General features: G+C 43.8%; 23 protein-coding genes. 5 read left to right on the plus strand and 18 right to left on the minus strand.

The features are described from left to right. Window positions 1-56: 56 nt before the first annotated feature. The gene (locus IWT5_RS09515) at window positions 57-2,381 is read right to left on the minus strand and encodes a cation-translocating P-type ATPase (protein ID WP_089109758.1); all 2,325 of its coding nucleotides are present in this window, start codon (window positions 2,379-2,381) and stop codon (window positions 57-59) included. Window positions 2,382-2,533: 152 nt separating this feature from the next. Here IWT5_RS09515 and IWT5_RS09520 point away from each other — a divergent pair, with 152 nt between their 5' ends. Further along, window positions 2,534-3,382 (plus strand): aldo/keto reductase, encoded by an 849-nt coding sequence (locus tag IWT5_RS09520; RefSeq protein ID WP_225360265.1) that lies wholly within the window; start codon window positions 2,534-2,536, stop codon window positions 3,380-3,382. 69 nt (window positions 3,383-3,451) lie between these two features. Here IWT5_RS09520 and IWT5_RS09525 read toward each other — a convergent pair whose 3' ends face one another. The 5 genes from IWT5_RS09525 to IWT5_RS09545 form a co-directional block, all read right to left on the minus strand. Beyond that, entirely contained in the window at window positions 3,452-3,877 is a 426-nt protein-coding gene (locus tag IWT5_RS09525; protein WP_089109718.1) for an Hsp20/alpha crystallin family protein, read from the minus strand. Between the two features lie 320 nt (window positions 3,878-4,197). Continuing rightward, window positions 4,198-5,577, minus strand: coding sequence for an L-fucose:H+ symporter permease (gene fucP, locus IWT5_RS09530; protein WP_089109719.1), 1,380 nt, complete (start codon window positions 5,575-5,577; stop codon window positions 4,198-4,200). A 61-nt stretch (window positions 5,578-5,638) separates the two neighbouring features. Beyond that, window positions 5,639-6,034, minus strand: coding sequence for a D-ribose pyranase (rbsD, locus tag IWT5_RS09535; RefSeq protein WP_089109720.1), 396 nt, complete (start codon window positions 6,032-6,034; stop codon window positions 5,639-5,641). 506 nt (window positions 6,035-6,540) lie between these two features. Next, complete coding sequence (locus IWT5_RS09540) at window positions 6,541-7,710, minus strand: iron-containing alcohol dehydrogenase (protein WP_089109721.1); 1,170 nt, start codon at window positions 7,708-7,710, stop codon at window positions 6,541-6,543. A gap of 306 nt (window positions 7,711-8,016) precedes the next feature. Next, window positions 8,017-8,400: a hypothetical protein gene (locus IWT5_RS09545; RefSeq protein ID WP_225360266.1), complete on the minus strand. Its 384-nt coding sequence runs from the start codon at window positions 8,398-8,400 to the stop codon at window positions 8,017-8,019. A 247-nt stretch (window positions 8,401-8,647) separates the two neighbouring features. Here IWT5_RS09545 and IWT5_RS09550 point away from each other — a divergent pair, with 247 nt between their 5' ends. Continuing rightward, on the plus strand, window positions 8,648-10,549 hold the full coding sequence (locus tag IWT5_RS09550; protein WP_089109723.1) for a flavocytochrome c: 1,902 nt from the start codon (window positions 8,648-8,650) through the stop codon (window positions 10,547-10,549). Between the two features lie 149 nt (window positions 10,550-10,698). Then, window positions 10,699-12,087: a hemolysin family protein gene (locus tag IWT5_RS09555; protein ID WP_191981305.1), complete on the plus strand. Its 1,389-nt coding sequence runs from the start codon at window positions 10,699-10,701 to the stop codon at window positions 12,085-12,087. A gap of 272 nt (window positions 12,088-12,359) precedes the next feature. Here the strand turns inward: IWT5_RS09555 and IWT5_RS09560 are convergent, their stop codons facing one another. After that, the gene (locus IWT5_RS09560) at window positions 12,360-13,253 is read right to left on the minus strand and encodes a prenyltransferase (RefSeq protein ID WP_089109725.1); all 894 of its coding nucleotides are present in this window, start codon (window positions 13,251-13,253) and stop codon (window positions 12,360-12,362) included. Between the two features lie 35 nt (window positions 13,254-13,288). Next, complete coding sequence (locus IWT5_RS09565) at window positions 13,289-13,864, minus strand: TetR/AcrR family transcriptional regulator (RefSeq protein ID WP_159459317.1); 576 nt, start codon at window positions 13,862-13,864, stop codon at window positions 13,289-13,291. A gap of 200 nt (window positions 13,865-14,064) precedes the next feature. Here IWT5_RS09565 and nrdI point away from each other — a divergent pair, with 200 nt between their 5' ends. Together nrdI and IWT5_RS09575 are read left to right on the plus strand one after the other, a co-directional pair. Beyond that, window positions 14,065-14,532 carry a class Ib ribonucleoside-diphosphate reductase assembly flavoprotein NrdI gene (gene nrdI, locus IWT5_RS09570; protein ID WP_089109727.1) on the plus strand — a complete coding sequence of 156 codons (468 nt, stop codon included), beginning with the start codon at window positions 14,065-14,067 and terminating at the stop codon, window positions 14,530-14,532. 12 nt (window positions 14,533-14,544) lie between these two features. Next, a complete protein-coding gene (locus tag IWT5_RS09575; protein WP_089109728.1) occupies window positions 14,545-15,294 on the plus strand; it encodes an NADPH-dependent oxidoreductase in 750 nt (249 codons plus the stop codon). Window positions 15,295-15,410: 116 nt separating this feature from the next. Here the strand turns inward: IWT5_RS09575 and IWT5_RS09580 are convergent, their stop codons facing one another. From IWT5_RS09580 to folP, 10 genes are all read right to left on the minus strand, one after another. Continuing rightward, the gene (locus IWT5_RS09580; RefSeq protein WP_089109729.1) at window positions 15,411-16,568 is read right to left on the minus strand and encodes an MDR family MFS transporter; all 1,158 of its coding nucleotides are present in this window, start codon (window positions 16,566-16,568) and stop codon (window positions 15,411-15,413) included. Then, complete coding sequence (locus tag IWT5_RS09585; RefSeq protein ID WP_089109730.1) at window positions 16,568-17,602, minus strand: zinc-binding alcohol dehydrogenase family protein; 1,035 nt, start codon at window positions 17,600-17,602, stop codon at window positions 16,568-16,570. The genes IWT5_RS09580 and IWT5_RS09585 overlap by 1 nt, the downstream gene beginning before the upstream one ends. A 153-nt stretch (window positions 17,603-17,755) precedes the next feature. Further along, window positions 17,756-18,547: an Ig-like domain-containing protein gene (locus tag IWT5_RS09590; protein WP_089109731.1), complete on the minus strand. Its 792-nt coding sequence runs from the start codon at window positions 18,545-18,547 to the stop codon at window positions 17,756-17,758. A 178-nt stretch (window positions 18,548-18,725) separates the two neighbouring features. Beyond that, complete coding sequence (locus IWT5_RS09595) at window positions 18,726-18,977, minus strand: hypothetical protein (RefSeq protein ID WP_089109732.1); 252 nt, start codon at window positions 18,975-18,977, stop codon at window positions 18,726-18,728. 11 nt (window positions 18,978-18,988) lie between these two features. Beyond that, on the minus strand, window positions 18,989-19,516 hold the full coding sequence (locus tag IWT5_RS09600; RefSeq protein WP_089109733.1) for a shikimate kinase: 528 nt from the start codon (window positions 19,514-19,516) through the stop codon (window positions 18,989-18,991). Next, window positions 19,513-20,379 carry a prephenate dehydrogenase gene (locus tag IWT5_RS09605; RefSeq protein ID WP_089109734.1) on the minus strand — a complete coding sequence of 289 codons (867 nt, stop codon included), beginning with the start codon at window positions 20,377-20,379 and terminating at the stop codon, window positions 19,513-19,515. Before IWT5_RS09605 ends, IWT5_RS09600 begins: the two co-directional genes overlap by 4 nt. Before the next feature lie 13 nt (window positions 20,380-20,392). Continuing rightward, window positions 20,393-21,679: a 3-phosphoshikimate 1-carboxyvinyltransferase gene (gene aroA / locus IWT5_RS09610; protein WP_089109735.1), complete on the minus strand. Its 1,287-nt coding sequence runs from the start codon at window positions 21,677-21,679 to the stop codon at window positions 20,393-20,395. A gap of 13 nt (window positions 21,680-21,692) precedes the next feature. Continuing rightward, complete coding sequence (gene aroC, locus IWT5_RS09615) at window positions 21,693-22,859, minus strand: chorismate synthase (protein ID WP_089109736.1); 1,167 nt, start codon at window positions 22,857-22,859, stop codon at window positions 21,693-21,695. Window position 22,860: 1 nt separating this feature from the next. Then, window positions 22,861-23,196: a chorismate mutase gene (locus IWT5_RS09620; RefSeq protein ID WP_089109737.1), complete on the minus strand. Its 336-nt coding sequence runs from the start codon at window positions 23,194-23,196 to the stop codon at window positions 22,861-22,863. 354 nt (window positions 23,197-23,550) lie between these two features. Continuing rightward, window positions 23,551-24,696 carry a dihydropteroate synthase gene (gene folP, locus IWT5_RS09625; protein WP_089109738.1) on the minus strand — a complete coding sequence of 382 codons (1,146 nt, stop codon included), beginning with the start codon at window positions 24,694-24,696 and terminating at the stop codon, window positions 23,551-23,553.

The following is a 24,696-nucleotide window of genomic DNA, read 5'->3' on the forward strand; positions in this document are numbered from 1 at the left end:
GCACGTTTATCTAGTCGTATTGACCAGATAAGCTAATTAATTAAAATAGAACATCCTTATCGCCAATTAATCCGTGCAAGCACCCGTTTGCCTAGAATCTCCTGAACTAAATAGAAGAAAGGATAAACACTGGCCAGTAATGGCACATAGAAAAAGGCCATCTGCACGTTAAAAATACTCTCTAACGAAAACAGCTTACCAAAGAAAATAAAAATCAGAGCAAAGCAGCCAGCCATCAAGAGCACCAGTGAAATTTTGAGTCGGTTAAGCGGTCTGGCGACCATTAATAGCGCAACTAAGCAAACCGCCCCAGTTAAGAGAACCGACAGTGTTGAGGTTTCCGCGTAATTCAGGTTGAACTGAACACCGCCAACTAAATCGACCACCAAAATATAGGTGACCACACAGACGGCTGCTGGTGCGGCAATGACCATGACCTGCTTCATAAACTGCCCAGATATCCGCTGATAATTGGGTTCCAAAGCTAAGAAAAATGTCGGGATTCCCACTGTTAAAACTGAAATTGGCGTTAGCTGAATCGGTTGAAAGGGATAACCATTAATCATAAAAATAAAGATCAGGCTTAATGCCACTGAATACATTGTTTTAATCAGAAAAAGTGAGGCCACCCGTTCGATGTTATTAACAACCCGCCGGCCCTCATTCAGGACATTGAGCATGGCATCAAAATTAGAGTCAACCAGCACAAAGTCAGCAATGCTCTTTGCCGCTTCACTGCCACTTGCCATGGCGATACCACAGTCAGCCTGCCGCAGTGCCAAAATATCGTTGACACCATCACCTGTCATCGCAACAGTGTGACCGACCCGTTGCCAGGCCATTACCAGCTGCTTCTTTTGGGCTGGCGTCACCCTGCCAAAAACGGTATAGGTCGCAACTAGCTGATCATAATCGATATCGTCGCTAAAACTGCTCATATCAATCAATTGGTCTGAATGTTTAATACCCGCTCGCGCAGCAATATTAGCCACCGTTGTCGGGTTGTCACCCGAAATCACTTTTAACGCCACATCCTGATTTTGGAAATAACGAAAAGTCTCAACGGCGTTTTCGCGAATCTCATCTTCAATTAATATGAGGCCTAGTACCGTCACATCACCTAGATCATCCGGAGACAACTGCGTGGTTTGAGCAATACAGAGCACCCGGAACCCATCCGCAGCGTGCCCTTCAATCTGCTGAGCCAACTCATCTGGCATCGTTTTAAGCATAAATTCTGGTGCCCCAATAACGTAGTTGCCTTGGCTGGTACTAGCCCCGCTCCATTTTCTAGCGGACGAAAACGGAACAACCCGATTAGGCTGCCAGCCTGGATCTGCTAACACACTACTTAACGCCTGCGCAGTCTCGTTATCATCACCGATAGCGTTAATGGTTCCGCCGACAATCACTTTCAACTGTTCTATCGATTGATTATCCAATGGCACCAGTTTATTCAGCTGCAGTCTGCCACTAGTAATCGTCCCCGTTTTATCCAATCCTAAGACGTCAACCCGTGCTAACCCTTCAATCGCAGGTAATTCACGAACTAGGACCCGACGCCGTGCCAGATTCATCGCAGAAACGGCCAGGGACACTGAGGTCAGCAAAACCAGCCCTTCTGGAATCATCCCGATCATGGCTGCCGTTGTTCCTAGGATGGCCTGGTCGATGGTACTATGGTTGAACAGCCGGGAAATAAACAGCGCTGCGCCCAACGGCACGATCACAATGGTTAAAATCTTGATAATCCGATTAATGGTATTTAGCAGCTGGCTGTTGGTGCTCTCACCAGATTGGACTTCTCCAGAAAGACTATTAATGAAACTTTTTGTACCCACGTGGGTGGCTTGCACGGTTGCTTGACCGCTGACCAGGAAACTGCCGGAGACGACCGAATCACCCGTTACCTTTGAGATTGGTGTTGCTTCCCCGGTTATGAGCGACTCGTCAATTTCAATGCCTTGGGTGGCCAAAATCAACCCGTCAACCGGCAACTGGTCTCCCCGGTGCATGATGAGTAGGTCGTCTTGCACAATAGCATCTTGGTGCAGTTCGACCATCCCATTTTCTCTTTGAACTTCGTAGGTGGACTCAGACAGTAGGCTCATCTTATCAATTTGGCGTTTGGAACGAATTTCCTGAAAAATACCGATAGCTGTATTCACAATCGCGACACCCAAAAACAGCTCGTTTTTATAGCTGCCGGTGATCAGGACCAAGGCACCTAAAACTAAATTAATGAGGTTAAACCAGGTCAATAAATTAGCCCGGAAAATATCTTTGATCGATCGCGTGAGTGATGGTGCTGGCTCATTTTGCTGTCCTGCAGCAATCCGCTGTTGCACCTGTTTTGCTGTTAGGCCTGTTAAGTTCAGCATGTCCCAAACCACCTTCCGTACCTCTTACCTATATTGTACAAAACTTTCGGATTACTTGGGACAATCTGGTGATTTCTTTAAGGAAATGGCAATATTTGTAAGCGCTTTTGCTATAATGGAAAAGAAGACTATCAGAGAAGGAAGTATTGAAAATGACTGAAAAGACAATTAAGTTAGCCGACGGAAACGAAATGCCCCTAGTCGGTTTTGGCACTTACCTGATCAATACCCAAGAAATGATGGATACTGCCATCAAAACCGCCTTTGACACTGGCTACCGCTTATTTGATACCGCCCAGCTTTATCGTAACGAAGACCTTTTAGGAGACACATTAACTAAATTACAAATCCCCCGGAATCAAATTTTCATCACCTCAAAGGTCGCTGAGATCAGTCAAGGCTACGAAAATACCATCGAAAGTGTTGACGATTCCCTGCAGCGGTTAAAAACCAACTACCTTGATTTACTGCTGATTCACTGGCCGGTCCAGCAACATTTCTTTGAGACCTGGCGGGCCTTAGAAAAACTCAAGGCTGACGGTAAGGTAAAATCCATCGGCGTTTCCAACTATAGTATGGCTCTTCTAGAACTATTAAAGACACAGGCAAAAGAAATGCCCGTCATTAATCAAGTTGAAGCGCACCCTTACTTAAATCAGCGGGCACTAGTCCAATTTGATAAAGACCACGATATAGTGACACAGGCATGGAGCCCATTAGGCCGCGGAGTCACCCTAGATAATACCATGCTGAAAAAGATGGCTGACCACCATCACGTTTCAGTTGCCCAACTCATTTTAAAGTGGCATCTGCAAAACGGACTCGCTGTTATTCCCAAGTCAAAGACCCCTAGTCGAATTATTGAAAATTATCAACTGGACTTTGACCTATCCGAAGACGAAAGCGGTATGATCGATTTGCTCAATCGTCATCAACGAACGGGTGACGATCCCGAACTCGTCTACGAAACTGGCAAACAATATAAAGTCTACAAAGAATAGTAAAAAGGGCGCACCGAAAATTTCGGTGCGCCCTTTTCGTGGCTGCAATCAAATATTACTCATCTTTGATTAGTCAATGTCAATGTGGTGACTATCCTGCTTGTCTTCCGTCATCTTTGGTAACGTCAACTTGAGAATACCGCCATCATAGGTTGCCTTGACATTTTCCTCATCAACACCTGGCAAATAGAAGCTGCGGGTAATGTTGCTGGAGCTGCGTTCTTGACGAAGGACACGGCCCTTTTCATCCTTGTCTTCCTTATCCAAGTTGTGAACGGCGTTGATCCGTAACGTGTTGTCGCGGTAATCAATGTGGATGCCGTCCTTCTTGAAGCCAGGTAATTCAGCAGCAACTTCATAACTCTTGTCATTTTCTTTAATGTCAGTCTTCATTTCGTCATTGTTAAAGAACTTCTGACCAAAGTTACCTAAGTCGCTGAAGAAGTTCATTGGATCCAAATCGTTAAAGTTTCTGTTAGTTAAGTAGTTAGTCATAGAGCAAAACCCCTTTCAGAATTTTCAAATAAGGTCGGTCGGTAATGGGTTCTTACCTCCTTACCAACCTTACATTGTATATATTAGTCAGTATTGGTCAGGAATGCAAGAAATTAGCACTCAAATATTGAGAGTGCTAATTTTTCTTTTTTAGCGGGACACAAACGCTGATAAATCAGTATTTACAAAAAGTCTCCAAGCAATCGTTGAATGATTGTTTGGAGACTTTTTTATTTAATCGCTTAAAGGTCAAACTTTTTAATCATTTGATTAATCAACTATGCACCAAATTTTTCAGCGAGATTCAAGCTCAATTGTTATTAATGTTCTTGAATTTCGTCGGGATGCTTTTTCTCAAAACGGTATTCAAGGAAGAAGTAAACCGTGATGTAAAGGAAGCAAAGTGCTGGCACAATGAATGAGAACTGCATTGAGCCGGATAAATCAGAAACGACCCCTTGAATAGCTGGGATAATCGCCCCACCAATCAATGCCATAACGATAATTGCCCCGGCAGTTGCCGTGTACTTCTTTTCCGTAACTTGATCCAAAGTATGCGTGTAAATCGTTGGCCATTCAGGTCCAAAGAAGAAACTGGTCATGATTGCAGCGTAAACGGCAGTCATGTTGGGAATGGTAAACGTTAAGATAAGACTGATAACACCAAGTAATGAGTAAACCGTCAAAGTCCCGGTAATTGAGAACCGGCTCATAAAGGTATTAGCGACCAGCTTACCCACAAACCAAGCAATGTAACTAAAGATCATGAACGTTGAGGCTGCAGAATCGGTAATACTGTGGTTTAAGTTCAAAGCCAACCGAATAGTGAAGGACCAAACCGTTGTTTGAAGACCAGCGTAAATAAATTGAGTGAAGACACCCTTTTTAAAACCAGTGTTATGCCAAAGGTACTTGATGGTTTCGCCTAAAGCTGGCCGTTCTTCTTCAGCAACGCCGCCTTCAACTTTAGCTTCAGCAGTGGCCTTTGCCCGTGGCATTGGAACCAAGGCAAAGATGATCAGCATCACGATCAAGACAATCAGGATGTACTTGTATGGCCGCAAGGTTAATTGCAGCATCTTTTCACCGTAAGCAATCCGGGCTGCACCGTGCATGTGGGCCATCTTTTCAGACAAGTTCCCAACAGTACCAAAGATCAGGTATTTTCCAAGCAGGATACCGGTAATATCACCCAATGGCACAAGGGTCTGTGAAAAGTTCAATCGTAAAATAGCGTACTGCTTCGGTCCGAGCATTGAACTGTAGGTGTCACTGGCAGTTTCAAGGAAACTCAAGCCAATGGCAATGGCAAAAATGGCAACCAGGAACATACTGTACGTTGCCACCCGTGATGCTGGGAAGAACATTGCGCAACCAAGGATGTAGAAAATCAAACCGGTCATAATCGCGAATTTATAGCTGTTTCGTTTAATAATTAATGAAGCTGGGATTGCGATTAAGAAGTAACCCCCATAAAAGGCACTTTGCACGAATGCAGTAGCGGCATCGTTCAATAAGAAAACCGTCTTAAACTGAGTGATTAAAATATCATTCAAACTGGCTGCGGCACCCCAAAGTGGGAAAATCAATGAGACTAAGATAAACTGGAAAATCGGTGTCTTGCTTAAATAGCCATCGGAAAGCTGTGTCCAGCCATGACTCTTTTTGACACTGGTTTCTTGGGTTTCAGTAGTTTCCATGTTTTAAACTCCTTTAGAATAATAAATGTAATTGATAAAACCTTTTACTATAATTAAAAAACTAGAAAGTAACGCCTGATTCCAAAATAATGTTTGAAAATGGTGTCATTTCACCCGTTCGAACAAAAGCATGGGTGTTGGCCAAATTCTTCTTTAAATCAGAGTGAGGCATAAAGGCAACTTCAACGTCTGGCATAAGCTCTTGAATCGCCTTCAATTGATCGGGGTTTTGAGTCTTGATTTCATCAGCTAAGTAAATTTTCTGAACTTCTAATTCACTCAAGATATTCTTCAAAACATCAATGAAGCTAGGTAGCTGCTTGGTTAATGCCAAATCAATCTTCTTAGTCCCCATGGGTACAGGCATGCCAGCATCACCAATACTGAGCCAGTCCATGTGTCCCATACCGGCAATGACCGTAGATAATTCTGAGTTAATGACCGTTGTCTTCTTCAAATTAAAACATCCTTTCACAAATCCGACAGTTAAATACTTGAATGGTAACGCCTGGTAAGATAAGCGCAAAATATCGTAAATCGTTTTACCCTATAAAAAATACCGTATATAAACTAAAGTTCAACACAAGAAAACAGATTATCATAACCTGTAACCGATTGCAATAGCTAGGAACAAATGAAAATTAAATCGTGTAATTTTTCACTAACTGTGAAAGCAGGCTTTCATTGACATTGGCATTTTCCGTCAAAAAAGAGGTTGTGCCATAAGTCTATATCGACAAATATTTCAATCAATTTTTTAATTAAAATTCGTTAGGATTATCCTTTGGTTCGATCCTTCAATATAGCCTAATCATGCGACAAAACTCAGATTCCGGCCATTTAACGTAAAATAGGCCTACCCCGACAAAGTTCGTCGGAATAGGCCTATTTTACGTTAAATTCTGGAATCTACCGAGTTTTGTCACACACTCTTCGCTAAATTTCAATTTAATTTAACGTTAATTACTTTTGGTCGTAAGCTTCTTGGAATAACTTAACGATATCTTCCTTAGTCCCCTTACGTGGGTTAGAGAAAGCATTCCCATCCTTCAAAGCATTTTCAGCCATCAATTCGAAGTCTTCTGGCTTTGCACCAATTGACTTGATTGAACGTGGGATGTTGACATCGTCACACATCTGACGCATTGCTTTGATTGCCAAGTCAGCTGCATCACGAGTTGACAAACCATCGGTGTTTTCGCCCATGATCTTAGCTAATTCAGCAAACCGTTCTGGGCAAGCTGGAATGTTGTACTTTTCAACGATTGGTAACAGCATTGCACAGCAGACACCATGAGGGGCATCGTATTGACCACCCAATTGGTGAGCCATGGCGTGAACGTAACCTAAGTCAGCGTTGTTGAAAGCCATACCACCAAGCATTTCAGCTTCAACCATCTTAGTACGAGCTTCGACGTTGTGGCCGTTTGAAACAGCTTCACGAAGGCTTTCTTCAACTAACTTAATGGCTTCAACACATTGGCCGTCAGTGATTTCGTTACGGTTGGTTGAAACGTATGGTTCGATAGCTTGAACGAAAGTATCCATACCAGTTGCGGCAGTTAAGCCCTTTGGTACGTCTAATTCAAGCATTGGGTCATTGAAGGAAACCAATGGAATGTTACGCCATGAAACAACAACGAACTTCAGCTTAGTTTCTTCGTTAGTGATCACACAGTGACGGGTTAATTCTGAAGCAGTCCCGGCAGTGGTGTTAACGGCCATCAATGGTGGTAATGGATTTTCAAGTGTTTCGATACCAGCCAACTTAGTGATATCGTCACCGTTGGTTAAGATAATACCAGTTCCTTTACCACAATCATGTGAAGAACCGCCACCGACAGTGATGATACTGTCACAATTGTTGTCTAAATACATTTTCTTTGATGCTTTGATGTTACGAATCTTAGGGTTTGGTTCAACGCCATCAAAAACAACATAATCCACACCGGCAGCATCCAAAGAAGCTAACGTTTGGGCAACGGGACCATTATCCATACCTTCCAAAACCTTATCAGTAACGATCAAAGGCTTCTTCATGTTTAACATCTTGGCACGGTCACCAATCTTAGTGATAACACCCTTACCAAAGAAGTTGACACTTGGCATTAAGAAATCAAAGTTTTCCTTCATGATTGACACTCCTATTATTAAACTTAATTTTGTATGTTACATAATTCACTTTTGATGTTACCACCAATACAAAATCATGTAAACGTTTAACTTTTAGTTAGTGCATGGCCAAAAGTCTCTTTAAAGTCCGATATGTAAGTATTTTGGATATCTTAGTAGACAAGTTTCACAAATTTGAACAGCTTTAAAACTAGACTGATAACAACAGCATTCTAATCATAAATTTCACAATCTGATTTCTAGATAGGGCTTTTTTAGTTTTTAACCGCATATTAAAAGCCCCACCGCAGGGCGAGGCTTCAGAGGCTAATTTGTAATGTCATGTTCGATTTCGTCCAAGTGACCATTAATGATCTTGTCGCCTAAAACTTCACCCAACTTCTTAAGGGCGTCATTACGCGTCTTGACTTGGTCCATATCGAAAATAATGTCGGCGATGTCACCACCAGCAAAATCAAAATCTTCATGGTAGATATAGCGACCAGCATTCTTATTGTTGAAATACTTGTCGACTTTTTCTCCCAAACCGTAAGCCCAGTCCAAATCTTTCATTTCTGGAATGTCTTTACGGGTGACGTAACCTTGTTTGGCAATCAGGTCGGCAGCCTTTTGAATCATTTCATCGGTATATTCAAAAGCCGGCTTGGTTGTTTCAGCTTCCTTATCCTTATCTGCACTTTTTGTTGCCATAACTAAGATCTCCTTTGATTTGTGTTGCAATTTTATTTTAGCACTCTTTTCAAAAAGGTGTGTAATAATGCTGTTTAAATACCGACAGCTCGGGGATAATAGTCTGCCCTTACTGTCTTATCCGGCTACTAACCGATTGAATATCAAAGGCTTAAACCATCACCCAACACACCTCGCCGATTCATGGTAGAATTAATAATGTATCCGCTAACATTATCAAAAATGAACAATAAAAGGAAGTTATCGCATGGCAGATGAAAGGCAAACATTTAAACCAGGTAAGTACACTGTTTCGGCTCAAGGGCATAACGGGACATTTCCCATGGCTGTCACCTTTTCAGAAAACCGAATTGAATCAATCGATATCGACCAGAAAACTGAGACAGCTGGTATCAGTGACGTGGTCTACGACCGCATTCCTGATGCTATCGTCAACGGTCAAACCTTAAACGTTGATGCCGTTACGGGCGCTTCAGAAACTAGCCATGGTATTTTAAATGGTGTTGCCGAAGCCGTTACGAAAGCCGGCGGAGATGCCACTGAATGGCAGAATCGAGATAAGTTTATTCCGAAGGTAACAGAAAATAGCGATTTGCAAACCGACGTCGTTATTATCGGTGGTGGCGGTGCCGGATTGGCTGCCGCAGCCACTGTCTTAGACCAAGGACGAAAAGTTGTTCTTTTGGAAAAGGCGCCAGCATTAGGTGGTAATACGATCCGCACTGGCGGTCCAATGAACGCAGCCGATCCCGAATGGCAAAATCAGTTTGACGCTCTACCGGGAGAACACCAAACACTGCAAGACTTGCTGGATATGAGCGTTGATGACATTGATCCTGAATATCAGGACGATTTCAAGACACTGCAATCACAAATTAAAGCCTACTTTGCTGACATTAAAGATAAAAAGTCTTACCTCTTTGATTCAGTTGAACTCCACCGTATCCAAACTTATTTGGGCGGTACCCGAACTGATTTAAAGGGCAACCGAATTTACGGCAACTATCAACTGGTTAAGGCCTTAACTGACAATGACTTAGCAGCCGAAAAATGGCTCGCAAAAATTGGGGTTAAGTTTGACACGACGGACGTTGCCATGCCCGTGGGCGCACTTTGGCGGCGCGGCCACAAACCGGTTGAAAACGCTGGCGGTGCTTATATTTCCACCCTTAGTACCTACGTCAAGCACAATGGCGGCGTTATCTTAACGGATAGTCCTGTCACACGCTTATTGTACGCAAAGGGTCATGTCACCGGCGTACTGGTTGAAAAGCCAGGCGACCACACTTTTACCGTTCAAGCAAAAGCGGTCATCATTACATCCGGTGGTTTCGGTGCTAACACTGCCCTCGTTCAAAAGTACAATACCTCTTGGGAAAACATTGATGATGATATTGCCACGACTAATGCACCAACGATTACGGGTGACGGTATCAAGCTGGGTCAGCAGGCACACGCCGCGGTTACCGGGATGGGCTTTATTCAAATGATGCCCGTTTCAGACCCTAAGACGGGTGAATTGTTCTCAGGTATCCAATGCCCACCAGCCAATTTCTTAATGGTCAATCAGCAAGGAAAACGGTTTGTAAACGAATACGCCGAACGTGACGTATTAGCAAAAGCCGCCTTTGAAAACGGTGGTCTTTTCTACTTGATTGCAGATAATGAAATCAAGAAGACCGCTTATAATGCAAGCGAGGAACAGCTAGAACAGCAAGTTAAGGACGGACGACTATTTAAAGCTGATACCTTGGCTGATTTAGCGACTCAAATCGGCATGGATCCAGAGACGCTGACAAAAACGGTCGCCACTTATAACTCATACGTAGATCAAGGTAAAGACCCTGACTTCGGCAAAAATGTTTTTGATTTAAAGGTTGAAAAAGCACCATTTTACGCAACACCAAGAAAGCCTGCCATTCACCATACCATGGGCGGCCTGACCATCGACAAAGGCGCTCACGTATTAGATAAAGATGGCAACCAGATCAGTGGCCTCTACGCGGCTGGTGAAGTTGCCGGCGGCCTTCACGCGGGTAACCGATTAGGCGGTAACTCCTTGGCCGATATTTTCACCTTTGGACCAATCGCAGCTAAATCAGCAACTAACGAAATTGTTGATACCGTTACCTCCGCATCCATCCATTAAATCAACTTAATTTCCGAAACATTTCCACTATAACTGAGGGGCTTCGTTTATCGTCAGCCGTTTTCAATAAATTCCTAGCCAACGGTTAAAAAAGAGTCCCACAAGCGTTATAATGGAGAATAAACTTCAAATGTTGATTTTATTATGAAATGAGGAATGAATTCTTGGATAGTGGTCAGATAATTATCAATTTGATTGTCATATTAATCACTTTCTTCATCGCAGCCTTTTTTGTGGCTTGTGAATTTGCTTTAGTTCAATCTCGACCGAGTGCCATTGAAGAGGCCTTGGACAATGGAGAGGGCTCTAAAAAACGATTAACCCGTTCGTTAAAAATGGTAACGAACTTAAATGAGTATCTTTCAACAACTCAAGTGGGTGTTTCAGTTGCAGGGATCATCTTAGGTTGGTTAGGTGAATCGACCATTTCGGCGATTTTGATCGACCTGTTGAATCTAACACACACCAATCCGGGTGGTGCCACGGCTCATGCAATTGGTGCCGTATTCGGTATCCTGTTTCTGACCTACTTAGAAGTGGTCTTCACTGAAATTGTCCCGAAAAATATTTCTATCGATATGCCTTTAAAGGTCCTTCGATATGTGACGACTCCACTGCACTATTGCCATATCCTGTTCTATCCATTCGTTTGGTTGCTGAACGTTTCTGCTAACGGTGTGGTTAGGTTGCTTGGTTTACCCGTTGCTAACGAAAGCGAGGAAGTTTTCTCGCAAGCTGAAATTTTGAGTTTGTCGCGAAACGCCGTTGCCGGTGGTGAACTAGAAAAGAACGACTACGTTTATATGCGCAGAGCCTTTGAACTAAACGATAAGGTCGCTAAAGATATTATGATTGACCGAACTGCTTTAGTCGTCATTGATATCACAGCCAGCGTTAAAGAAGCCATTCGCATGTATCTGCAAGAGAAGTTCTCCCGTTTACCCGTTGTAGCCGATGGTGATAAAGATAAGATTCTTGGATATGTCTATAACTACGATTTAATTCGTCAGCAGCAAGTTGATCCAACGATTCATATTGATCGCTTGTTACGGCACATTTCAACGACCCCAGAGTCCACACCGATCACCCAGGTTCTTCAACAAATGATTCAAAAACAGACCCCCATCGTGGTGGTCGTTGATGAATATGGTGGTACTTCAGGTATTATTACGGATAAGGATATTTACGAAGAATTGTTTGGTACTGTCCGTGACGAAATTGATGATTCTTCCAACGAAGATATTTTCAAACAGCCGAACGGCACCTACCAAGTTAGCGGTAAAATGACGACCTATGACTTTGAACGCTACTTTGACGTTGATATTAAAGAATTCGAAACTAACGATGTCGTGACACTAGCGGGCTCGATTCTGGATAATCACCCTGATATCAAGCAAGGGACTGTTCTTCACATTGATAACTTCGATTTCAAAGTCGTTGATTATGAGAACTCGTTTATTAACTGGTTTGAAGTCACGGTTAATGAACCTGCTCCAGCAAATAGTGATGACGACAGCGATGATAATCACGATGAATAATTTAGATTGTGACTAGACAAAAAGTGGCTGTGATATAAGTCTATATTGACAAGGATTTAAGCTGACTTTCAACTGAAACATGAAAGTTCAGCTTATTTTTGTTCACTGCTTTCATATTGCCTAAATCTGTGCCACAACTCAGATTTAGGCCATTTAAGACAAATAACCCCCATCCCGACAAAAGCATCGGGACGGGGGTTATTTGTCTTAAATTCTGGAATCTACCGAGTTACGCCACACTCTCTTTTTGATTTGATTAAAAAATATCGCTTTTAGAAAATTAACGCCAACCCGCCACCAATAACGGTCGCCGCTAGAATCAGCTGTGCATTGATGATGGCATATAAAAAGGTTGTTTCCTTCTTAGGGTGTTTACTGAAACGCACCGTATTACGCCAAACAACTGGAATCGTCAACAAGCAAAGCAGTGTCAGTACCGGTAAATACCCCAGTATAACCGCTAATAAAATACCTGCATAAGCAATCACAAAACTGACCTGCCACAATAAAAGGCCACCTTTTTTGCCCCAGTAATAGACGATTGTTTTTCGCCCTAATGCTGGATCTTCCCGTCGGTCCGCAATATTATTAGCTAACATGATGTTACTAATGGTAAAGATTGCTGGGATGGCCACAATCAGCGTTTTAAACCATAGACCGTGAATATCGATCAGCTGGTACATATTCACATAGGTTGTTAAAAAAGTAATGTTGTAACCCATTGTTAGTCCGGAGAAGAGTTCCCCAAAAGGTGTCTTGGAAATCGGGTACGGCCCACCAGAATAGAAATAGCCTACAGCAAAACTCAGCATGCCCATCCAGAGCACTGGTAATCCCGTCCGATAAACAAGGATGAGGCCAATGACCATTGAAAATAAAGCAAGCCCAATAATCGTTGTTCGTGCTTGGGCTGGCGTAATCTGGAAATTCTTTAGAATATTATTATTGCTATCCTTACCCCGAAATCGCTCGTAATCTTTATATTGATTATGTGCGTTGACTGCTAAATGAAAGGCAACAACGCTGACCACAATCATCAGACTGTTGAACAGATGAAAGCTATGATAGTAATTACCCGCAAACAACAATCCCAATAAACAGGGCATAAATGACGTTACAACCGCTTTAGTTTGAAGAAGTGCGTTGGCCTTTTTAAATAATGACACGATTTTCCTCTACCTTTTCTACTTAATTTTAGAGCTTAAATTCCCTGCGTCGGATTCAGAACAAATTCTTGAAGCCGATCACCGAATTGAATCACAGAATCGTTTTTACCATGACGTAACTGCCAAAGCAAGAACAGCATGACGTTACTGGCATAAAGATCACTCAAATAATCTAATGGTAAATCGATTTCACTAGGCAATTCCACGTGCTGAAAATATTGATAAGCGGTTGAGCGTAAAATCTGTTTGAAGTTACGTTCTAAATCAGCCGTTTCTGTGTGGATCTCAAACAACTGTAACAGGATTTCTCGATACTGCGTCAACGCAATAATCAGAACTTTAACCGTGTTTGAACCAATCTCAGGGGTATGCACACTAAAACGCTGATCCACGATTCGCCGGAAGACTTCCGTATATTCTGTCACCAATTTTTCAAGTAAATCATACTTGTCGTAGTAATGACTGTAAAAAGTTGATCGACCGATCCGCGCGCGTTTACTAATATCCTGCACCGTCATGGTCTTAAATCCCTTTTCCTTAAGCAAACCAAAAAACGCTTTGGTGATCTGCTCATTCGTGCGCCGAACTCTTAAATCCTGTTTTTCCGTCATTTTCTCACCTCTGTGGTCATTCATTATCACAGTTATATCATATAAATAATGATTGACCAGTAATTAAGTAACCTAATTTCTGCTTCTTGCTTTCAATAGTCTTTATAGCCTACAATTAAGTGGTAATACTATCAGTATGTATCACGTTTGCCGTCAACACAACATCTACCATTATATCTATAATCTGGAGGAAAAACACCATGGATTCAATACGAATTTTATTTATTTCAATTGAAGGCAATACGCGTAATTTTGTCGAGCATTTGACCCACTACGCATTGGCACAGCACCTTAAAAATAAGAGCTTACCTGAAATCGAAGCCACTGAGATTTCCGAACAAACCGACTTTGCTGATGAAACCAAGCCCTTCTTCTGCTTCGTTCCCACTTATTTAGACGGCGGTAACGGGATTGATAATGGCGTTAAGGAACTGATGACAAACGTCATGGGTGAGTACATCGATTACCACGACAATGCCAAACAGCTTATTGGAGTCGTTGGCAGCGGCAATAAAAACTTCAACGAACAGTATTGCCTGACAGCACGCCGTTATTGCGAAAAATTCGATGCCCCCTTTATTGATGATTATGAACTCCGGGGCGTTCCCGCCGACGAGGCACGGGTTTATAAGAAATTAGTTGAACGCGTTCAATTTCTAAATCTGTAAGGAGACGATTTTTTGACGAACGATATTTTGACACTGTTAAATCAGCACCGCAGCATCCGTCAGTTTACTGATCAACCCGTGACTAACGATGAAGTGACTACCTTAGTTGCGGCTGCCCAGCACGCAGCGACCAGCACCTTTGCGCAGCAATACAGCATTATCAGTATTACTGATCCAGCCATTAAACGCGCACTTGGCGACATCACTGGTCACCACTGGTTGGAAAAAAGTGGCCACTATTTCATGTTGATTGCTGATCAGCATCGAAACCTTAAAATTGCTGAACGGGCTAACGCAGATCCAGCCATTCTCCGTTCTTTTGATAAGTTCATGGCCAGTGCTTTTGACGTTGCCATTGCCGCTGAGGCCATCGTCACCGCTGGCGAAAGTATCGGGTTAGGCAGCACCATTATGGGCAGCATCTTAAATCACACGCAACGCGTGATTGAACTGCTGAATTTACCAGAACTCACCTTCCCGTTGCTAGGGCTTGCCATTGGTCATCCGGCCGAACAGCCAGATTTAAAACCAAGGTTGCCACAATCACTGATGCACTTTAGTAATCAGTACGCTTTGCCAGCCGATTTTGACTCGCAAATGGCTGCCTACGACACGGTAACAGCAGATTATTATGCGCACCGTAACAGTCATTTGAAAAAGACGACCTTTAGCCAGCACATCGTCCAAGAATTGGGACGGAATCCAAAACTGAGAGCTGAATTAGTTCAGGTGATCCAGCAACAAGGATTCAACATCAATTAATCTGGAAAATTGCTTAACTCAAATTGAGGCTATTTAATACAACACAAACAACCGCTGTCCCGTAAACCCCTGGGATAGCGGTTGTTTGTCTAATCGAGTTGTGTGGCACGCTCGTTTTAATTGTTTAATTGCCGATGACTGAGTAAAACGCCGCCAAGCGACAGTAACATTGCCAGCCCAACACATAAAAACAGTGCCTGGTAGCTGAAGTAATCAATCATTAGACCGCCAAATAGTGGCCCAACCGCTCTACCAAGCGAAATGGCAACATTGTACATCCCTTGGTATTTACCTTTTCGACCATTCTTAGCTAAACCGTCAACCCATGCTGGCAAACCCGGAAAACCAATCATTTCACCGATTGTGAGTACGATCATAATAATAACAAAATCCGAGTATTGACTTGCAAAGATCAACCCAAAGAACGAGAGCGCAAAAATAGACGCGCCCAGCCCAACTTGAGTCACCAATCGATGGTTAACAAATAATCTGTTCATCAGCGGTTGGCCGAATACAATCAAAAACCCGTTCATTGTCCAAAGCAGGCTATAATCCTTAAACGGAATGTTTAAATTCGTCATGTGAACGGAGAGAACACTCTCCCAAAGTGAATAACTGGTATAAATCGCAAAGACCATTAAGCAGATCCACCAGATAACATGGAGATTTACACTTGGCACTCGGCCGTCATTTTGATGCTTGCTTTGCGCACTCTTCACGTCAACTTTAAACTCTGTCACCATCAGGATAAATAGTAGAATGTAGCAAAAAGTTGTGACTGTGAAAACCACTGTCACACCGTGTTCCAATAAATAACCAACTAATAGTGTCCCAATGACAACACCGACGTTTAACGCAATATACATCAGGTTAAACACCTTGCGGACTGATGTACTCGTAATGGTAGCAGCAAATGAATTACCAACTGTCAGACTGATACCATCACCAAAACCAACAATAATCAGTAAAATTGCAAACATCGGCCAGCCGTGGAAAAAGATGAGCAAAATCATCGCAATCAATGATAATCCAGCTCCCAGGATGCCGGTTAGGTAAGCCGACCAGCGATCAAATAACACCCCACCGACGTAATTACCGATCATCATCATTAATGACATAATCAGTAAAACAGCACCAGCAGTGGTCAATGATTCGTGCAACGTTTTGTTCATATAAACCGTGGTTAGCGGCCACATAAAAGCCGCACCGGTATTTAGCATTAAATTAGCAATAAAGAGTGACGGTAAGCGGACTTCTTTTTTGGTTGCAATCATTAAAATTCGCTCCGACTTTCTGCTGGTGCATTGAACTCACCAGTTAATACAAGTTTACCGTGAACATCGCCCTGTTCAACTAATCGATGGGCCTCCGTTAAACTTTTGGCGTTGATACCATCCGACTTGACTTGGGTCAGCGTCGATGTGAGTACGCCTTGATCTAACAAGCGTGCAACCAGCTGCAGGATCTTCCCCTGACTGTTCACGTTGTAGTCCGCATCACTCTTTGCAAACATATACTCCCAGTCAAAACTGGCAGCCTTATTTTTAATTTTATACAACGGCAAATCTACTGGACTACCGACAATTGACCCGATATGGCCGAACGGCTTAACGAGTTCAGCAGCTAAATCAAAGTAATCTTCCGGATTATACAAAATGGCGATGCCATCTAGTGATTCATAACCCAAATGATGAATCTCCTGCAATAAATCACCGTGGTAATCCAGGGGATAGTCAACATCGTTTTGTTTGAGCCATTCAAAATTTTGAGGACTGCTAGTTGCTAAAACAGTGATTCCTGCCCAGTGAGCTAACTGTGACATGATCGACCCAACGCCTCCTGCGCCGTTAATGATAAGCAGCGTCCGCTTCTGATTCTGATTTGCCTTACCGACAAAGGGCATTTTTTCAAATAACAGCTCATATGCCGTTAAAGCTGTCAGTGGCATGGCCGCAGCTTCGGCAACGCTCAGCGATCTTGGTGCTAAACTAGCCAGTCGTTCATCAACTAACTGATATTCTGAGTTTGAACCCGCTACCTGAGTACTACCGGCATAAAAAACGCGGTCACCAACTTTAAACTTAGTGACTTCATCACCAGTTTCAACGACCCGGCCCACCGCGTCATAACCTAATATTTTAGGTGCTGTCGTGTCATTGACCATCTCTTTAAGTTTGGTGTCTACCGGGTTAACTGAAACAGCTTCCACCTGAACCAGTACCCGATTCGCACTGGCAACAGGTTTGGGTAATTGCAGATCAATCAATTGCTGGTCCGCGGTTGCGCCGATTGCGTTCATCATTGTCATAAGCTTCCCCTCCGTTTCCTAATGATCCAAATTAATTGTAACAGACAGGGTTATGTAAGCAAACCATTTGGGAAGCTGCCCTTTCTGACAGCATAAAAAATAGACTTCCTATAAGTGGAAGTCTATTTTTTAATATGGCTGACAAATCAGCGCTTATTGCAAATTAAACGTGTAAAGACTTGATGGCGCTTTACCAAATGCCGTTTTGATGGCTTGGTTCTTACTGTTGACCAAGATGAACTTGTGACTGCTTGTAAAGCGCATGTAGAAGGTTGATTTAGCACCGCCCTTGGCAGTGACATTGATCTTCCAGAAATTAGCTGATTTAGCATCAACGCTGTACCGTGCATTGGCCAACACATGGGTTGCTTTCTTGCCTTGGTAAGTGTATTCGTTCAGGCCCGTTTTTTGACTAAAGGTCAATTTCATTGACCAGCCCTTGTAGCTGGTTGATTTCCACGTTCCCGTTGGTGTCTTTAAAGACGTACTTGTCTTTTTAGAACTCGTTTTGGGTGTGGTCTTAACTGAAGTAGAATGGGCAGCTGCCTTTGTTGAAGACGACTTCTTAGCAGTTGTCTTAGAAGCAGTTGCTTGAACCGTCATGATCCGGTAGAAATAGTGCCCATTGGCAGCTTTGGCATAAACGTAAAGTTTAGTCGCTGCCTTTTGCTTAGCTGGCAACTTCACGGTATATTTACCAGTCGTTTTTGATGCTGTTGAGCTAGCAATTTGCTTCTTCTTGCTGTTTTCAACCACAATTTTGACACCCTTGCTGGCTTTTCCAGATACTGATGTCGCGTTGGCGTAAATTTTGTTAATGGATAGGCTAGGGCTTCCTGCAGCAACGGTGGTCTTTGCTGATGCCTGTGTCTGGGTGGCTACTCCTGCACCAAGTAAACTGAATGCAGCAATCAAGCTACCTGATAAAATGACTAATTTCTTCATGTGTGTCTCTCCTTGTGTATGTTCGCTTAACAAGCGAAATCTAATAGCATTGATGAGTATAACCTGTTCACTAACGGGTTACTAGTGGTTACTCACAGGTTTTAGGAGTTTTTAATCTCTTTTAAATTTTAAACCATCAAAAAAAACGGCTCTTCATCTTAGAATCAGCCGTTCGTACTTACTTAATCAGTGTTAACCGATATTTTCTGCCATTAGCTTCAAAGGGTTCGGAGATCAACTGGTCGGGTTTAAAGTAGACTTCAATTTTTTGGTACACCTTGCCATTGCTATCAACCAGTTCAAGATGAACACCGTATTGGTTCTGCCGGAAGGGGCTTTTATTCACCAGATAATTGATACCCGTGCCATCGCTGTAACGTTGACGTTTCATTTGGTCCAATTGGCGCAATGAGATATTAATTAATTCCATTCTAATCCCACCTACATCGTGTCGTGACCGCAGTTTTTAAAATTAACGCTGGCCAAGATTGCATCCACCACTTCAATTGGCGTCAGATCATCCGTATCAATTTCAATGTCACTGACATCGTGGTATCTAGCGTCGCGTTTTTCCTTTAAGCCCAGCAGCCCGTCGGCACCAAGTTCTTTGACTAACGGCCGTTGCCCATCATCCGTTAACCGTGACAAGACCGTTTCCGGTTTGACATTAAGCAAAATAACCGGCACGTCACTTTTTCGCAGGAGGTCATAATTGGCCGCTTGAATCGGCGTCCCGCCACCCGTGGACAGAATCCCTTTGCCATTAGCCAAGGTATCAGCTAACACCTCGTGTTCCAGTTGACGGAAGGCAGGTTCACCCTCATCATCAAAAATCTGCTGAATGGATTTACCAGCACGTTCCACGATGATGTCATCCAAATCTCGGTGTTTCAGGTCCAATCGTTGTGCCAACAGCTCCCCAACAGTGGTTTTCCCACTGCCCATGAAGCCAACTAAAATTGCTCTCATCGTGTCTCTCCTTCTCGGTCTAAACGTTCTCGAACTGATTGCGCATGCGCAAAAAACTGGTAGATTTGGTCGGCATCGTGCGTTTCGATGGCGCTTTGAATTTGCTTAAGCTGTTTCATATAACTCGTCAGCTGTTCGCTGATGACTTCGGAATTGCTCAGCATAATTGCCGTCCACATTGTCGGGTCTGCACCGGCGATCCGAGTCGTGCTTTTAAAACCGCCAGCAGCAGCGTTTAAGCCCACGGCATCATGTTTTAATTGATGATCGGCCGTATTGACCAAATTGGCAGCTAACACGTGCGGTACGTGGCTGATCTCACTGACCAAACCATCATGTGCTTCTGCTGACATGGTGACCCACCGCAACTTAGCCGGTTCAAGACAAGCTTTAAATAGCGCTGTTTGCGTTGCTGTCTGCGAGCCATCGACTAGAAAGTAAACAGCGTTATCCAAAAGATCTTCCTTGCCCGCCCGAGCACCTGTTTTGTGCGATCCCGCCATCGGGTGGCCACCCATAAACGCAATGTTTCGCTCCTGAAGTGGCTTTGAAGCAGCCATCACTTGCATTTTAGTGCTGCCCACATCCGTCACTAACGCATTAGGTTTCAACTTGGTTTTCACTAATTGCCCTAATTGGCCAATAATCACGGAAACCGGACCAGCAAGTACAATGATGTCCGCACGTGAAGCAGCATTTAACAGCGTCACCCGTTCATCAATGATTCCCTGGTCCAGCAGAAACTGGCTAGTGTCATCGTTAGGATCGTCACCCAAAATAGTTGGCTGAACGTCACTTTGTTTCATAATCCGTGCCATCGAACTGCCAATCAGTCCTAAACCGCTAATCAATACCGTCGTCATGCCAATCACCTCATCACAATAGTTTATCTAAATCATCGAAAAATTCAGGGTAGGAAATGCGAACGCTATCGGCACCTTTCAACTGTAGTGGTTGGTCAATCAGCAGTGCAGCAATTCCCAGTACCATCCCGATTCGGTGATCATCGTGTGCGTCTAATACTGGATCCACCACGTGCCAAGGCTGGCGGCCATCGATCACAAAGCCGTCTGGTAACTCTTCAATGGCAATCCCTAATTTCTTAAATTCAGTCACAATCGCACTAATTCGATCCGTTTCTTTAACCCGGAGCTCCTCCGCACCCATGATCCGACTAATACCGTTAGCCTTAGCTGCTAATAAAGCAACCAGTGGCAATTCGTCGATCACTGCCGGAATCTGTGCTTTACCAATATTAATGGGTTGCAAATCAGCGGACTTAATCGTTAAATCCCCGATTGGCTCACCAGTCGTTGGTTCAGCGACCACCGTGATATCACCGCCCATTGCCTTTAAGATCTCTAGCAGACCAGTCCGTGTTTTATTCAAGCCAACGTCTTTTAACGTGATATTAGAATCCGCAACTAAGCTGGCCGCCGTCATGAAAAAGGCTGCCGATGACATATCACCGGGAACCGTCATCGTCTGTCCCTTCAAATGCGGCTGCGGCTGAATGGTAATGGTCAAGCCGTCAGCTGCCGTTGAAATTTCCCCACCGAACGCCGTTAGCATCCGCTCCGTATGGTCTCTGGTCGGTAATTTTTCAACTAAGGTGGTTGGTTCATCTGCCTGCAGAGCGGCTAAAATCATTGCGCTTTTCACTTGTGCACTAGCAACTTTAAGCTGGTAATTGACCGCGTGGAGTTTCTGCCCCTTCACCGTTACGGGCAAATGGCCAGCCGTAGTCGTGATGTCAGCACCCATTGTTGCCAGTGGTTCACTGACCCGTTTCATGGGCCGTTTAGATAGAGAGGCATCGCCAACTAGAGTGGTGTTAAACGGCTGACCCGCCAATAACCCCATGATCAAGCGAGTCGTTGTGCCAGAGTTCCCCATATCCAGTTTGGCTGTGCTGGCCTTTAAGCCGTGTAAACCCACACCATGAACGGTCACCGTCGTCCCCTCACGTTGGATTGGCACGCCTAACTGCTGAAAGGCGGCCAATGTTGACAAACAGTCAGCAGAGGTTAGAAAGTGCGTGAGTGTGGTCGTTCCTTCACTAATAGCCCCTAACATAATGCCACGGTGTGAAATACTCTTATCACCAGGGACGGTCAGTTCACCATGCAATCCCTGTTTAGGTCTACTCTTTAGTGTTTTCATGACTGACCCTCCTCTAGTAATTTTTAAGTTCTTCTCGGTAGGCCTTTAACTGTGCCTTTAAGCGTGCCATATTACTGCCGTCAAAGGTATCTGTAATGGCTTTGGCCAATTCAATGGCAACGACACTTTCAATAACGATTGACGCTGGCACGATAGCTGTGGTGTCAGACCGTTCAACACTCGCCTTTTTAACTTCTTTGGTTTCAACATCAACACTTTGAAGTGCCTTGTACAGGGTTGGAATTGGTTTCATAGCAGCCTTAACGATAATTGGCATCCCATTCGTCATGCCACCTTCAAAACCGCCTAAGTGGTCAGATTCACGTGTGAAGCCTTCACCTTCATGCCAATCGATTTCATCCATCACTTGACTACCGAAACTGGTCGCTGCTTTGAAGCCATCACCGATTTCGACACCCTTCATGGCGTTAACGCCCATCACTGCAGCGGCGATCTTACCATCTAACTTAGTGTCCCAGCTAATGTAACTGCCTAAACCAGCTGGCACGTTGGTGGCAACAACGCGAATAACACCACCTAGTGTGTCGCCTTCTTTTTTGGTTTTATCGATCAACTCATGAATCTCATCAACTTTATTTGACTGCACCATGCGTAAATCGTTTTGACTGATTAAATCATTGATTTGGTCAACGTCCAATGGCGACTGATCATCAGCAGCTACTGGGCCGATTTGCTGAACGTAACCTACAATATCAATTCCCAGCTGTTTTAAAAACTGCTTTGAAATGGCACCAATTGCTACCCGCATAGCTGTCTCACGAGCACTTGAGCGTTCCAAAACATTTCTCAAATCGCGGTGGTTGTACTTCATCCCACCAACTAAATCTGCGTGACCGGGACGCGGACGCTCGACCTTTCGCAGTGAGTTCTCCGCTGTTTCATCAGCAACTGGATCCATGATCTTACCCCAATGGGCATGATCTCGATTATTGACGACTAATGCAATGGGCGATCCCAAGGTCTTCTTATGACGGACTCCACCAACAATGGTCACTTGATCATGTTCAATCTGCTGGCGGCTGCCGCGACCGTAACCGCCTTGTCGAGCTGCCAATTGCGCATTAATGGCATCAATATCTAATAACAAACCGGCCGGTAAGCCTTCAATAATCCCTGTTAGTTGTGGTCCGTGAGATTCTCCCGCTGTTAAATAATTCATCTTATAGTCCCCTTTTAGTGTGTGTATTAATTTTAGTTAAGTAATCTTGGTAATCTCTAGAGTTGCTCATGATGGTTGCAAAAATGTTGCGCATATAAGCCCTAGTTTCGGGATTAGGGTCTTTCCCCGCCACCCGATCAAGGACCTGGTCTTCTCGGCTGTGATCCATGATTGGCAAGTTAGCTGCTGCTTTAGCTTCATTCACTTTCGTTACGGCTTCAAAGCGCTGGACTAACAAGTTGACGATTTGACCATCAATATCATTAATCTGCTGCCGTGCAGCTGTTAATTCACTGGGTTGCCACGCGCCTGACTCATTTTCATTTGTTTCCATCATTTTAGTCACTCCTTAATTTTGGTACGAAAAAAGCCAGCTAGACTACCTAGCTGGCTTAAATTGTTCCTTCACGGAATCAATAATGGTCCAGCTAGAATCTTCACGTCTAGCTGGCACGACAAATTGACGGCTTGCTTTAGACGCGAACGCGATTTCTTCAGCGTCCGCATTTAAAGCTGCGGACGCTAACTAAAGTAATAACCGTACCAATACGCATTAACTTGAGTTAACTGTGTCGTCATTATCATTGATCCCTTCTCATTTAGATTGTTTTCATTAAAACATATTGAGAAAATTTAGTCAACATTTTAATATATTCTCACTTAGCGAAAAATAACTTGATACAAACTCAACTTAAACGATCCAGTATCCCCGATTAATCCGATCCAGCAGCGTTACCATTTGACGAGTTTCCTTCACATCATGGACCCGAATAATTTTACCGCCCTTTTGCATCATGGCAACTTCACTGACCAAGGTCATTGGCAGCCGTTCATCCTTCTTCAAGCCCAACAAGTTGGCCATGTAACCCTTCCGCGAAACAGCCACCATCATCGGCCGGTTCAAATCATTGAATTTGTCAGTGTTATTCATAATCACGTAATCCTGATCATCGTCTTGAACCTGCCCATTGGCGTAACCCAATCCTTGGTCAATAGCAATCCGGTCACGATCGATTCCTGCCATCATCAGTTCATTTAAATTGTCCTCAAAGAACTGGTGGGCCTCATCCGTCATGATTTTAAAATTAAAATGACGGCCATTCAGCATGGTTAATAGACCAACGTCAGAGTGCGCCATCAGCTGCAACTTAGCGGGATCATCCGTAAAGCCATTCACGTCGTTGATAATGGCCACGCCAGCCTCAATGGCTGCTTTCATAACGGGAACCTTGTAGGTATCGATTGCTAAAACAGCTTCTGGAAAATGACTCGTGATTGCCTTGATATACGGAATTGTCCGATCAAACTCTACACTAGGAGTAACTTCAGTGTAGCCCGGTCGAGTGGTTTGACCGTTAACTTCAATCACATCCGCTCCTGCTTCTAACATCTCGGATACATGGTTTAAAACGGCATCCATAGTAGTATAACGGCCACCATCGTAAAACGAATCCGGCGTAATGTTCATGATGCCATAAATCATTGAGGTATCGCGGAGTTTGAACCGCTTGCCAGCAACTTGCCAGTCCAAATGATGGGCAGCTAAGATCTGCTTTAATATTGCTTCACCAGTGTTTCCAGCCGGAAACCAAGACAGCCAATGCTGAGCCAATAACCTCAGTGCTGGGATCGTGAGCAACCCATCAACGCCAGTGTCATTTTGACCATTAATGGCGTCCAGTTGACGCAGCCGTTTCTGCAATTCCGTCTGCTCAGTCTCTGAAAGTGCCTTAAACTGTAACGCAATTAATCGCTGCTGTTGCGCCAGTTGATATAGCGCTTGGCTTCGAAAATCAGTTGCTTGCTGTAACTGATCAGTCATCTCTTGAATTTGCAT

The organism is Secundilactobacillus mixtipabuli (genome assembly GCF_002217925.1).
Taxonomy (GTDB): domain Bacteria; phylum Bacillota; class Bacilli; order Lactobacillales; family Lactobacillaceae; genus Secundilactobacillus; species Secundilactobacillus mixtipabuli.